Genomic DNA, 12,331 nt, shown 5'->3' with positions numbered 1-12,331 from the left:
GATCGTTTCGATGAGGCGCTCCAACGTCACCCCGAGTTCTTCCGCCGGGTCTCCCACCCCTTCTTCGCCGCCGCCGATTTCGCCGCATCGCTACGCCCAGCCGCCCGCTTCCCGCCCTCATTCGACGACGCATGTGTATCGGGCTTGCCGCGCCCCGAGCCGGACAGATTGCCCCCGCCCGAATCCTTGTTCACCGCAGCCCAGGCCCGCGCCTCGGCCTCCTTCTCGGGAACGTCGCGCTCTTCATAGCCGTCCGCGATATGCGCGGCCTTGCGCTTCTGCTTGTCGGTATACGCGCTCTTGTCGCCCTGTGGCATCGCCGCTCTCCTCATCAGAGAGCGTCAACGCTCAGGCCGACCCCGCGTTCAGAACGAAGGGGCGTTCACCGACCGATCCAGTCCGCCACTTCGGTCGCGACCTGGTTCGCCGCCTGGTTGATCCCCGCCGCTGCCGACGCGGCATCGATCGTCGATACCGGCACGCGCGCTTCGAAGCGGTGCTTCTCGACCGTGGCCTTGCCTGCGCGCGTCAGCGAGGCATCGAACGTCACCACCGCCTGTCGCGCCGTCGCATCAAGCCCGAAGTTGCGCAGTTCGCCACCCAGCGACGCGCCCGGATCACCGACCGACTGCGCCGTCGACAACACGACCAGCCCGGTCCGCGCCGCCACCGTATCCGAAACCAGTCGCGCGAACAGCCGCGCCGGCGGTTCCGCCCACTGCGCGTCGGTCACGTACGCGATCGAGGTGGGCGTCGCCTGCACCGGTACGCGCGCGGTCGCCAGCGCCTGCGGCACGACCGGGATCTGGATCGTGATCGACTTCGCGGTCGCCGAATCCTGGTTCTGACCGACTGGCACCGACGATGCACTCGTCAGGGTCAACAATGTGGGCGGCGGTTTCGCGCCGAAGCTGATGCACCCGGCGAGTGGCAGCATCGCGATCAGGATGAGCGGTGTCTTCATGGCGTGCCTCACTTACCCTTGTAATCCGGGAGCTTCTGCTGCCCGATCAGCGAACTCGCACCCTGCTGGTCGACCTTCTCGGCGACCGACGACAGCGCCGCCGCGGTCGTCCGCAGATCGTGCACCAGACGGTTGGCCTCGGGGATCGTCGTCTTCGAGAACGCCTGTAACCCCGGTCGCGCGTCGCCGATCGCCGAATTCAGCGTGTCGGCGCTCTGCTGCGCGGAGACGATCGCCTTGTTCAGGTTCGCCATCGCCGGCTTCACGTCCTCCGAGAGCACGCCGTTGGTGGTCTTGGCGAGCACGCCGAACTGCTGTGCAGCATCGCCCGCCTGCTGGATCGCGATCCGCGTCTGCGCCAGCGTCGCGGCGATCTCCGGACCGCGATCGGCGAGCGCGTCGGTCAGGCGGTTCGTATTTGCGAGGATGCCGGCGATCGACGCCTGGTTCTTGTCTGTGAGCAGACCGGTCAGCCGCTCGGTCAGCGTCGACAGTCGCTCGAGCAACTGCGGCGCGGAGTTCAGGATCGCGCCCAGACCACCGAGCTTGGTCGGGATCACCGGCACGCCGTATGGACATTCGGTAGGCGTCTTGGTCTCTGGGCAGCCGATCGCCGGTGCACCCTTGCGCGCACCGTCGAGCGAGATCTGGCTGACCCCGGTAAAACCGACGCCCGAAATCGACGCGGTCGTACCCTGCAGCACCGGCGTGGCCTCGTCGACGCTGATCCGGACGCGGACGAACTGCGGATCGTTCTTCCACAGCGAGATCGTCTTCACCTGCCCCGACGGCACGCCCGAGAACGTCACCGCGGACCCGCGCGCGAGGCCGTCGACCGATTGGCGGAAGAAGATGTCGTATTCCTTCTCTTCCTTGCCACCCAGCCGCGCGATCCACACCGTGAACAGCGCCAGCAGGGCCAGCAGGATCAGCACGACGGCGCCGACTAGGACGTGGTTCGAACGGGTTTCCATCAGCGCGTCCTTGCTTCTTTCTCGGCGTATGTCGCGTCGGCGTCGTCCGGCGCGGACTGCTTGGACTGGACTTCGGTAGGATGTTGGGCTGCTTCTTGGTCGGCGCGTTCATGCGCCTCCTGCGTCGCGACCGCGGCACGACCGCGGGGCCCCTTGAAATATTCCTCGATCCACGGATGATCGAGCGCGATCAGCTCGTCGATCGTGCCCACCGCGATGACCTTCTTGTCGGCCAGCACCGCGACCCGGTCGCAGATCGCATACAGCGTATCGAGGTCATGCGTGATCAGGAACACGGTCAGCCCCAGCGTCTTCTGCAACGACTGGATCAGGCCATCGAACGCCGCCGCACCGATCGGATCGAGCCCCGCGGTCGGTTCGTCGAGAAACAGCAGTTCCGGATCGAGCGCGAGCGCCCGCGCCAACCCGGCGCGCTTCTTCATGCCGCCCGACAGTTCGGCCGGAAACTTGTTCGCGGCGTCCGCTGGCAACCCCGTCATCACCACCTTGTACGAGGCGATCTCGGCCAACAGCGCGGGGGACAGGTCGGGATAGAATTCACGCAACGGCACTTCGACGTTTTCCGCGACCGTCAGCGTCGAGAACAGCGCGCCGCCCTGGAACAGCACCCCCCAGCGCTTGCGGATCTCGGTGGCCTCGGTTTCCTCGCGGCCGATATTGGGCTCGCCGAACACGGTAACCTCGCCGGCGACCGGCATCTGAAGGCCGATGATCGAGCGCATCAGGACCGACTTGCCGGTGCCCGAGCCGCCGACAACGCCGAGAATCTCGCCACGCCGCACGTCGAGATCGAGCCCGTCGTGCACGACCGAATCGCCGAACGCGTTCTTCAGCCCCTTCACGGAGATGATGATATCGTCTTGCTTGCGGGGCATCAGTCCCAACCCAACCAGGTGAAGAACACCGCGAAGAACGCGTCGAGCACGATCACCAGGAAGATGCCCTGGACCACCGCCGACGTCGTACGGAGACCGACCTGTTCGGCGTCCGATTCGACCTGCATGCCCTGGAAACACCCAGCGATCGCGATGATGGCACCAAACACCGGTGCCTTGATCAGCGAGATGTAGAGATCGGTGATCGGCACGACCTCGCGAATGCGCGCGATGAACGTCACCGGCGGAATACCGAGCTGGATCCAGCACAGCAGCCCACCGCCGATGATCGCGATGATCGACGCGTAGAAGCCGAGCAGCGGCATCATCACGATCGCGGCGAGCACGCGGGGCAACACCAGCGCCTCCATCGGCGACACGCCGATCGTCCGCATCGCGTCGATCTCTTCGGTCAGCTTCATCGTACCGAGCTGCGCCGCGAACGCCGAACCCGAGCGGCCGGCGACCATGATCGCGGTCATCAGCAAACCGAGTTCGCGGATCGTCAGGCGGCCGACGAGGTTGATCGTGAACACCTCCGCGCCGAACTGCCGCAGCTGGACCGCACCCTGTTGCGCGATGACCATGCCGATCAGGAAGCTCATCAGCCCGACGATGCCGAGCGCGGCGACGCCGACGACCTCGAATCGTTGGACCACGGCGTTGAACCGAAAGCGGCGCGGGTGGCGGATGACGCTGCCGAACGCGATCGTCGTCGCGCCGAGGAACCCGAGCAGGCCGAACATCGTCTTGCCCGACAGCACGACCGCGTCGCCGATCTCGCCGACCACACGGGAGAGCGCGCTGACCTTGGCGGGCTTCGCCGCGATCGGCTGATCGGAGGCGACGACCTGGTCGAACAGCGTCTGGTCATCCGGGTCGAGCCCGTCGATCGTCGCGTCGTTGCGCGCGGCGAAGCGGTGAACGACCCAGGCACCGATCGTATCGATCCGGTCGACGCCGCTGAGATCGATGTGGCGGACGGACGACGCATCGATCTTTTCGAGTCGATCGGGCAGATTGCCGATCGTGGCCAGCGACAGATCGCCGGTAAACCGAAGCGTGCCGGTATCGGCACCGTCCTGTTGGAAATCGGCCATCGCGCTCATCGGCCGCACCTTTGCGGCAAACCGACTGGATCGGCAAGGTGAATGCGGCGTAAGTCGCGACGATGACTATTTCTTCCCCGGCCCCCTCGCCCCCCACCTCGATCGCGCCCTCGACCGCCCCCTCGACTGCCGCCTCGACTGCCAGTCCCTCCCCCTCGGCCGAACCGGCAACCCTGCCGCCGACCGCGCCCTCGACCACACCGGCGATCCGGCTCGCGATCTACGACATGGACAAGACGATCACCCACGCGCCGACCTGGACGCCGTTCCTGCTCCACACCGCGAAGAAGGGCGGCGCGCCGTGGCGGCTGGCGCTCGTCCCGTTCGCGGGGGTGGCGGCGCTCGGCTATGTCGGCAAGCTGATCAGCCGCGGCCGGCTCAAATATCTGATGCAGCGGATGATGCTCGGCAAGCGCATGACGCCCGCCGAGGAACGCCGGGCTGCCGAAGCCTTCGCCGACCGCGTGATGCGCGACGGCGTCTTCACCAGCGCCCGCGGGCAGATCGAGGCGGACCGCGCCGCCGGCTACCGACTGGTCATGGCGACCGCATCGTACCGATTCTACGTCGAGGCGATCGCGCGACGGCTCGATTTCGACGCGGTGATCGGCACCGAGAGCCTGCGCGACCGCGACGGCGTACTGCTCGCCGGGATCGAAGGCGAGAATTGCTACGGCCCGGCCAAACTGCGCATGATCCAGGCCTGGATGGACCGCGAAGGCATCGCCCGAGACCACGCCCACATCCGCTTCTATTCCGACCACGTCTCTGACGCCCCGACCTTCGAATGGGCCGACGAACCCTTCGCGGTGAATGCGCATGGGCCTTTGCGGCTGTTGGCGAAGGCTAAGGGTTGGGCAATGCCTGATTGGGAGCGGTAGCTCCGTTGCGTGACGAATACGCAACTAACAAACTTGGTCGGTAAGTATCGCTCATAAAACGACATTCGCAATCCAAGTTTGATCTGCAACTTCGACCACCCGTCCACGTCGGCGTCAACGCCTGCGCCTGTACCGATGCGGATCGGACCTTAGCAGATTAGCGAATACGACGGCTCTAACTGCCTAGAAGCTTCTTCTATTCTTTAATGCAGCCTGCACCCGCCTAAGATTAGCGGCATCCTGACCGGACCAAGTATCTGGATTTAGCTGACGAACGCGCTCTACAAGCGCGTCAAAATCGAGAAAATATTTAACGTTATCACGCGCTATAACTTCGTAGCTGCCACGGTCACTGCTGCTCGTCACCGTTATGAAAGCGCAAAGGACGGAAATCAGGCCTTCATCGCTTTCCACGCCACGCGTCAGCAAACCCTTTGGTCCGTCTGGGTCGCCTGCCTGCGCCCAAGCGAATAACATATTCAGAGGCCGCGATTTGGCTAGTAGGTCGGAGATCGAGAGCGCCCGGTAGCGGACGACCATGATTTCGGCGATTCTGTCGTATTCTTCTTCAGAGAGGATCCAGTCCTGCTCTGGACGCCGCTGGTCGCCATAGCGGCCGTGCGCAAAGGTCTCCCGCCGGAGTAGATGCGTAAGCCACCCAAGCGCTCTACCGTCTTCGAAGATCGTCTTTAGCAATGCTTCCCGCGTCTCTATGCCGATCTGATCGATAAGCATCTGCGCGGCCTTTTCGGCACGGTCCCATGTCGTTGAGAGCATGAATGCATGATCTGACCCTGGTCGGTCGAACATGTCCATTACATCGCTGAAAGCAATGAGCAGGTTGGTTGCCTGCGTTTCGGTTATCGTCTCCGGCTCGACATTGGGTAAACGCTCAAGAAACAAGTCAGCCTTTGTCAATTCCGGCGAAATTGGCTGCTGTCCTAGCGGAATAATCGCTTTAGCCGTACGAATCGGTGTTTCGGATGCCGCGCTCCAGAGGCCGGCGAGCTGCTGTTGTGTGATCGCATGCCCCGGTCCAATTAAAGCGAGATACAATCGGTAATGGTCGGGGCTTGCTAATCTGCGTCCGGTGATTGCCGCGCTCTGATCATTGTCGCTGACACTTTCGAATAGTTTCAGTCCGCTGCCATCCTTGGCATAGTCGATCTCGACGCCTGGAAGCTGTTCGGCGAATGAATGACGGTAAGCGAGGTCGTCGAAGTGGTTCTCACCTACCAAAGCCTTTAACGTTTTTATCTCCATGGCCTTGCTCGTCTCGGATACCGTGCCAATACCCGTCGAAACCACAGCGGCGGTAGCAAGATAGGACTCAACCCATCGGTACAGCTTCGGCGCGTGATCCTTAATAAGCAGCAGCCACACCAAGTCGGCAACGTCAACTTTTTCTTCCCGCAACGCCGGCCAGAAGAACCGCAACGAATCGAGACTTCGGACAACTGCCCGCGGCGTTTGCAGACGTTTACCCCCTTCGTGATCAATCACGGCGCGCAGCCGGCGCAGTTGCACGTCAGGTAAGCCGCCCGTGATACGAAGAACCTCGTCTCCAAACCATTGCCGTAACTGGAACGGTTCTGGCTGCGGAACCATGACGGTCAGCTGGACGATCTTCTCCAAGAAGGCTGCGCCGTCGGGGACGTCGGCGCCTCGCCGGACACTCTCTGCGAGAATGCCACTATCGTAGCAGAGCAGGTAAACGATGTTGGGAAAGTCGGCCACTGACCTGACAAGGCGAAGCACCTCGACGACCTCGGCTGGTTCGAGACGGTCAACGTCGTCCACGGTTACAATAAACCGATGTTTGAGATCGCGCAAAGAGGCAATCAATGCCGACTTCTGCTTATTGATTTCGAGTGCCTCCGGCTTACCAAGCATTTTGCCGAGCCCGTTTAATACCGCACCGCTGACTTGAGCCGTGATGCCGATTGGCACGGCCTTGACCAGATCGCCCGCCTTACTCACCGACATGGCAAATGTGCGGGCTTTCTCGGCAATCTTACGGGCGCGACGCTTCGTTTCGCTGGTCGCATCGCCCCGGGCCAGCTCGACGCTGGCGATGTTCTCCACGAGTTGGTTGAATAGGTTTGTTAGCAGCGCGTCGCGATGTCCGATCAGCCAAGGTTGAAAACGAATGAGGGTGGGCTTTGATTCTTCGGGTAGCTGCTCTAACTCGGCAGCGATAAGGGCCAGCAAACTTGATTTGCCTGAGCCCCATTGGCCATCGAGACCAATTACAAAGCCACTATCCGAAGCGTGATCGACCAGCGCGGTAGCAATACGCTTGGCTACTTCGCTAAAGCCTAAGCGGTCGCTCTCACCCACCGTAAGTGCCCGCTCGCCGCGGATCGTGGTCGCATCAGTATGACTAGTCATATGGGTTATGGTGGTCGACTGCCAGCGAATGGGCAATGCTTTCTAATACAGGGGCGCAAGGTTTGTATGGCGGGCGGGGTGACCGCCCAACGTACACGCAGCATTCTCCTTTCATCTGACCAAAATGCGGCCAACCGCTGTCGCTGACGCGCTTGCCGTTACCTGCTAATCATTCAGATATAGTTTGCGAGCGGCCGACGCGCATGAACAGGCATCTGCTCATCCCCGGTAACCGCTTGAAAGCGACCAGGCCGCGATCCTTCCCAACGTGGACATTCGATGTCGGCAAACGCCGTCCCATCTCGATGTGTTTTGGAACCAACCTCTCCAAGTCTTACTATAATCATACAGCCACAAACTATCGGTGAAAATGTTGCTATCCAGCGCTATCTCAATCCCGCACCATCCCCATCACAACAGCACATCGACACTGTGGATCACCAGCCCGACGAGCCCGCCGACGATCGTGCCGTTCACGCGGATATATTGCAGGTCGCGGCCGACGGCGTTTTCCAGGCGGCGGGTGATCGTGTCGGCGTCCCAGCTACGGACCGTTTCCGAGACCAGCTTGACGATGTTGTCGCCGTAGTCTGCGGCGGCGCCGACAGCGGCGCGGCGGACGAAGCGGTTGATGGTCCGCGACATGCGGGGATCGTGCTGTAATGTCTCGCCTAATTGACGCAGGATGTCGCCGAGCTTGCCCGCCATCGCACGCTCCGGATCGCGCGCGATCGCGAGTAGCGCGCCGCGTGCCTGCTCCCACAGACCGTCGAGCCAGCGTTGCATCGCCGGATTGTCGAGCAGGTCGTTCTTCATCGTCTCGACACGCTCGCGCATCCGGCGATCATATTGGAGGTCCCAGGCGAGCCGATCGAGCCCCTCCTCCGCCTTCAGCCGCAACGGATGCTCGGGATCCTCGGCCATCTCCGCGAGCAGCTTGTCGAAGCCGCTGATGAGCTTGTCCGCGACGGTGGTGTCGAGCCCGGTCCAGCGCAGGATCGACCCGGCCTTGTCGTGGACCATCGCGCGAACGAGGTGGTCGTTCGCGGCCAGCGTCTTCGCTGCCCAGCGGATCGCGCTTTCGAGCAACGGCGCGTGGCGACGCTCGGCGATCGCGGCCTTGAGCAACTGGCCGAGGATCGGCGAGACCTCGGTGGCGCGCAGGCGGGCGCCGATCCCCGCCTTGACCATCCCGCCGAGCCGCGCCGGATCGAGACCCTCGAGCACCTGCGCGACCAGCTTCGACGCGCCCTGGCGAAAGCGCCCCCCTGCCCCCTCGGGCGGATCGGTCAGCCAGCGGGCGATCGCGCCCGCCACGTCGAGGCGACGGGTTCGCCTGGCGATGACGACGGGGATCAGGAAGTTCGCGCGGAGGAACTGCGCGAGCGTGTCGCCGATGCGGTCTTTATTGCGCGGGACGATCGCGGTGTGCGGGATCGGCAGGCCGAGCGGATGGCGGAACAGCGCGGTCACCGCGAACCAGTCGGCCAAGCCACCGACCATCGCCGCCTCGGCGAACGCGCGGACGAACGCGAACGCGGGGTGCACCGGGATCAGTGCGCGGCTGACGAAGAACGTCGCGGCCATGACCACCAGCAGGCCGCCGGCGACGATCCGCATGCGAACGAGAGCGGCCGGCGGGGCTTCGCCGATCGGGCGCGTACGGGTGAAAAGCGTCATGCCCGAAACAATCCCCCAACGCAGGGATAGTTCACGCCGGGCTTTACCAATCCTGCTCCGATGCCCCCCGTTCGTCTCGTTTCCAGCCGTTCAAGTCGCGTTCGCGCCGGGCCGGGTCTCAACACCACGCCGAAACGGGCTGGCTGGACCTCGCTCAACACGAACGCGGAGTGCGCATCACTCGGCCGGCTGCGTGCCGTCGCCGAGCTTGGGGGTCGCCGGGCCGAGACGCGGTCCCGGCGAATGCGGCCCGGACAAGGGCGGCCCCGACGGGTGCGGGCCCGCCAGTCCGATCACGTCGCTGCCGTCGTCGCCGGGCCGATAGGTCAGCAGGCTGCGGCCGAGGCGTGGGCCGATATACCGCTCGATCCCGACCGCGAGGCTGAACGCCGCGGGAACGATCAACAGCGTCAGGATGGTCGACAGGATCAGGCCACCGATCACGACGATGCCCATCGGCGCGCGCCACGATCCGTCGCCGCCGAGCGACAGCGCGGTCGGGATCATGCCTGCGACCATCGCGACCGTGGTCATCACGATCGGCTGCGCGCGCTTGTGGCCCGCGTCGACCACCGCGGTCCAGACGTCGACGCCCTTGCTCATTTCCTCCAGCGCGAAGTCGATCAGCAGGATCGAGTTCTTGGCGACGATGCCGAGCAGCATGAGGATGCCGATGAATACCGGCATCGACACCGGATTACCCGTCGCCCACAGCGCCAGCAGACCGCCGAGCGGGGCCAGCAACAGCGACCCCATGTTGACGAACGGCGGCAGCGCGCGGCGATACAGCAGCACCAGCACCGCGAACACGAGGAACGTGCCCGCGATCACCGCGAGGATGAAGTTGTTGACCATCTCCGCCTGGAACTTCGATTGGCCGAGCACGAGCCTGTTCACGCCGGTCGGCAGGTTCATCATCGTCGGCAGCGCGTCGATCTGCTTCTGCGCGACGCCCGAAACGATACCGGGGGCGAGATCGGCGCCGATCGTCAGCTGACGCTGTTGATTGACGCGGTCGATCTTGGTCGGGCCCGAGCCGAGCGTGATCTCGGCCACGAGGTTGAGCGGCACCGACCCACCCGTCGCGGTCGACACCGGCAGGTTCTGGATCGTCGACAGCTCGCTGCGCGCACCCTGATCGAGCGCGACGCGGATCGGAATCTGACGATCCGACAGCGAGAAGCGTGCCGAGTTCTGGTCGATGTCGCCCAGCGTCGCGATCCGGATCGCGGACGACAGCGCCTGCGTCGTCACGCCGAGATTGGCGGCAAGGTCGAAGCGCGGCTTGATGACGATTTCGGGACGCTGAAGGTTACCGGCAACGCGCGGCGCGACCAGCGTCGGCAGGCGCGACATCTCGGTCACGATCTTCTGCGCGGTCTCGTCGAGCAGCTTGGGATCGTCACCACCGAGCGTCACGCTCATGTCGCGTGTGCTGCCCCCCCAACCATTCTGTGAACGGAACGAGACGCGTGCATCGGGGATCGCCGCGAGCTGGGGCGCGAGGCTGCGCTCGAACTCCGTGCTCTTCATCTTGCGGTCGTCCTTGAGCGTCGCGGTGACCCGGCCGGCATTGACCGAGCCGTTGGCGCCGCTGCGCGCATAGACCGACTGGACGTCGGGCTGCGATCCGATCAGCGCGGCGACCTTCGTGACGACGGCCTCGGTCTGCGCGAGCGTGGTGCCCGGGACCATGTCGATCACCGCCATCGACGTGTCACTGTCCTGCGCCGGCTGGAACGTCATCGGCAGGACGCCGAACATGACGATCGTCAGCAGGAACGCGAACACGCCGAGGCCGAGCACCCAGAACCGGTGGTCGAAGACACGGCTGGTAAGGCGGCGGAAACCACCCCGAGCGGCGGATGCCTTTGCCCTGCCCGTCTCCAGCGTCCATTTGAGCGTGGCCATATAGCCGTCCATCAGCATACCCTCGCCATGCGTGGCGGGGCCGGCGGACTTCAGGAAATAGGCAGCGAGCATCGGTGTCACGAGTCGCGCGACCGCGAGGCTCATCAGCACCGATGCGACGACCGTGAGGCCGAAATTCTTGAAGAACTGTCCCGAGATACCCGGCATCAGGCCGACCGGCAGGAACACCGCGACGATCGCCATCGTCGTCGCCAGCACCGCGAGACCGATCTCGTCGGCAGCATCGATCGACGCCTGATAGGCGGACTTGCCCATCCGCATGTGCCGGACGATGTTCTCGATCTCGACGATCGCGTCGTCGACCAGCACGCCCGCGACCAGACTGAGCGCAAGCAGCGTCATCTGATTGAGGTTGAAGCCGAGCAGATCCATGAACCAGAAGGCGGGGATCGCCGACAGCGGAATCGCGAGCGACGAGATCACCGTTGCGCGCCAGTCGCGTAGGAACAGGAACACGACGATCACCGCGAGCACCGCGCCCTCGATCATCGCGTGGATCGCGCTCTCATATTGCTCTTCGGTGTATTTGACGCTGTTCGAGCGCAGCACGAAATGCACGTTCGGGTTGCGCTTTTCCATCGCCGCGAGCTTCTTCACCGCCTCGTTGAAGACGGTGACGTCCGAGGAGCCCTTCGAGCGCTGGAAATCGAAGCTGATCGTCTGGCGACCGTCGATCGCCGCACGGCTGCGCTGTTCGGCATAGAGATCGCGGACCTGCGCGATGTCGGCGAGGCGCACGGTGCGACCGTTGCCGACGCTGATCTGGGTCTGGGCAAGCGCGACCGCGTCCTTGGCGTTGCCAAGCACGCGAACCGACTGCTCGGAACCCGCGATTTCCGCGCGACCGCCGGCTGCATTCAGATTGACCTGGCGGATCTGATTATTCACCTCGCTCGCGGTCAGACCCTGGCTCTGGAGCTTGAGCGGATCGAGGATGATGCGGATTTCGCGGCTGACGCCGCCGTTGCGGTTGACCGCGGCCATGCCGGGGACCGACAGCAGTTCCTTGGCGACGTTATTGTCGATGTACCAGCTGAGCTGTTCGACCGTCATGTCCTTGGCGATCACCGAATAGCTCGCGAGATCGTTGTCGGTGGTGTTCGCGCGGAACACCTGCGGTTCGAGGATACCCTCGGGCAGGTTGCTGCGGATCTGCGCGATCGCATCGCGGACGTCGGTGACGGCGCGGTCGATCGGCGTGCCGATGCTGAGCTGGACAACGGTCTGCGACTGGCCTTCGGTCACGGTCGAGGTGATCTCGTCGATCCCCTGGATCGACCGCACCGCGGCTTCGACGCGCTGCGTGACCTGCGTCTCGAGTTCGGTCGGCGCCGCGCCTGGCTGGCTGATGACGACGATCGCAATCGGGAAATCGATGTCCGGATCGTTGTTCACGTCCATCCGCATGAAGCTGACGATGCCGGCCAGCGTCAGCGCCAGGAACAGCACGATCGGCGGCACCGGGTTGCGGATCGCCCAGGCCGAGATGTTGCGGAAGTTCATG

At 63.9% G+C, this 12,331-nt stretch carries 9 protein-coding genes; 1 reads left to right on the top strand and 8 read right to left on the bottom strand.

The window, feature by feature from the left end:
* Positions 1-26 precede the first annotated feature (26 nt).
* The 5 genes from C8J44_RS15355 to C8J44_RS15335 all read right to left on the bottom strand — a co-directional run bounded on the left by C8J44_RS15355 (position 27) and on the right by C8J44_RS15335 (position 3,943).
* Positions 27-317, bottom strand: coding sequence for a hypothetical protein (locus C8J44_RS15355; RefSeq protein WP_060527274.1), 291 nt, complete (start codon positions 315-317; stop codon positions 27-29).
* 65 nt (positions 318-382) lie between these two features.
* Positions 383-964 carry an ABC-type transport auxiliary lipoprotein family protein gene (locus C8J44_RS15350; RefSeq protein ID WP_121905184.1) on the bottom strand — a complete coding sequence of 194 codons (582 nt, stop codon included), beginning with the start codon at positions 962-964 and terminating at the stop codon, positions 383-385.
* Positions 965-972: 8 nt separating this feature from the next.
* Positions 973-1,938 (bottom strand): MlaD family protein, encoded by a 966-nt coding sequence (locus C8J44_RS15345; RefSeq protein WP_056055046.1) that lies wholly within the window; start codon positions 1,936-1,938, stop codon positions 973-975.
* A complete protein-coding gene (locus tag C8J44_RS15340; RefSeq protein WP_056055043.1) occupies positions 1,938-2,834 on the bottom strand; it encodes an ABC transporter ATP-binding protein in 897 nt (298 codons plus the stop codon). Before C8J44_RS15340 ends, C8J44_RS15345 begins: the two co-directional genes overlap by 1 nt.
* Complete coding sequence (locus C8J44_RS15335; RefSeq protein WP_121905183.1) at positions 2,834-3,943, bottom strand: ABC transporter permease; 1,110 nt, start codon at positions 3,941-3,943, stop codon at positions 2,834-2,836. Before C8J44_RS15335 ends, C8J44_RS15340 begins: the two co-directional genes overlap by 1 nt.
* A gap of 62 nt (positions 3,944-4,005) precedes the next feature.
* On the opposite strand from C8J44_RS15335, the gene C8J44_RS15325 reads away from it, so the two are divergent.
* On the top strand, positions 4,006-4,824 hold the full coding sequence (locus tag C8J44_RS15325) for an HAD family phosphatase (protein WP_259466892.1): 819 nt from the start codon (positions 4,006-4,008) through the stop codon (positions 4,822-4,824).
* A 183-nt stretch (positions 4,825-5,007) separates the two neighbouring features.
* Here C8J44_RS15325 and C8J44_RS15320 read toward each other — a convergent pair whose 3' ends face one another.
* The 3 genes from C8J44_RS15320 to C8J44_RS15310 form a co-directional block, all read right to left on the bottom strand.
* A complete protein-coding gene (locus C8J44_RS15320) occupies positions 5,008-7,215 on the bottom strand; it encodes a P-loop NTPase fold protein (protein ID WP_121905180.1) in 2,208 nt (735 codons plus the stop codon).
* Positions 7,216-7,626: 411 nt separating this feature from the next.
* Positions 7,627-8,895: a DUF445 domain-containing protein gene (locus C8J44_RS15315; protein ID WP_259466891.1), complete on the bottom strand. Its 1,269-nt coding sequence runs from the start codon at positions 8,893-8,895 to the stop codon at positions 7,627-7,629.
* A 177-nt stretch (positions 8,896-9,072) separates the two neighbouring features.
* A complete protein-coding gene (locus C8J44_RS15310; RefSeq protein ID WP_121905179.1) occupies positions 9,073-12,330 on the bottom strand; it encodes an efflux RND transporter permease subunit in 3,258 nt (1,085 codons plus the stop codon).
* Position 12,331 lies beyond the last annotated feature (1 nt).

The sequence above is a fragment of the Sphingomonas sp. PP-CE-3A-406 genome (assembly GCF_003688625.1).
Lineage (GTDB): Bacteria > Pseudomonadota > Alphaproteobacteria > Sphingomonadales > Sphingomonadaceae > Sphingomonas.
The sequence above is the reverse complement of the archived record's forward strand: the minus strand, read 5'-3'. Positions and strand labels throughout refer to the sequence as shown.

Coding starts and splice junctions, on each gene's coding strand:
- C8J44_RS15315 (WP_259466891.1), bottom strand. CDS start 8,895: ATGACGCTTTTCACCCGTACGCGCCCGATCGGCGAAGCCCCGCCGGCC.
- C8J44_RS15340 (WP_056055043.1), bottom strand. CDS start 2,834: ATGCCCCGCAAGCAAGACGATATCATCATCTCCGTGAAGGGGCTGAAG.
- C8J44_RS15350 (WP_121905184.1), bottom strand. CDS start 964: ATGAAGACACCGCTCATCCTGATCGCGATGCTGCCACTCGCCGGGTGC.
- C8J44_RS15335 (WP_121905183.1), bottom strand. CDS start 3,943: ATGAGCGCGATGGCCGATTTCCAACAGGACGGTGCCGATACCGGCACG.
- C8J44_RS15355 (WP_060527274.1), bottom strand. CDS start 317: ATGCCACAGGGCGACAAGAGCGCGTATACCGACAAGCAGAAGCGCAAG.
- C8J44_RS15325 (WP_259466892.1), top strand. CDS start 4,006: ATGACTATTTCTTCCCCGGCCCCCTCGCCCCCCACCTCGATCGCGCCC.
- C8J44_RS15310 (WP_121905179.1), bottom strand. CDS start 12,330: ATGAACTTCCGCAACATCTCGGCCTGGGCGATCCGCAACCCGGTGCCG.
- C8J44_RS15345 (WP_056055046.1), bottom strand. CDS start 1,938: ATGGAAACCCGTTCGAACCACGTCCTAGTCGGCGCCGTCGTGCTGATC.
- C8J44_RS15320 (WP_121905180.1), bottom strand. CDS start 7,215: ATGACTAGTCATACTGATGCGACCACGATCCGCGGCGAGCGGGCACTT.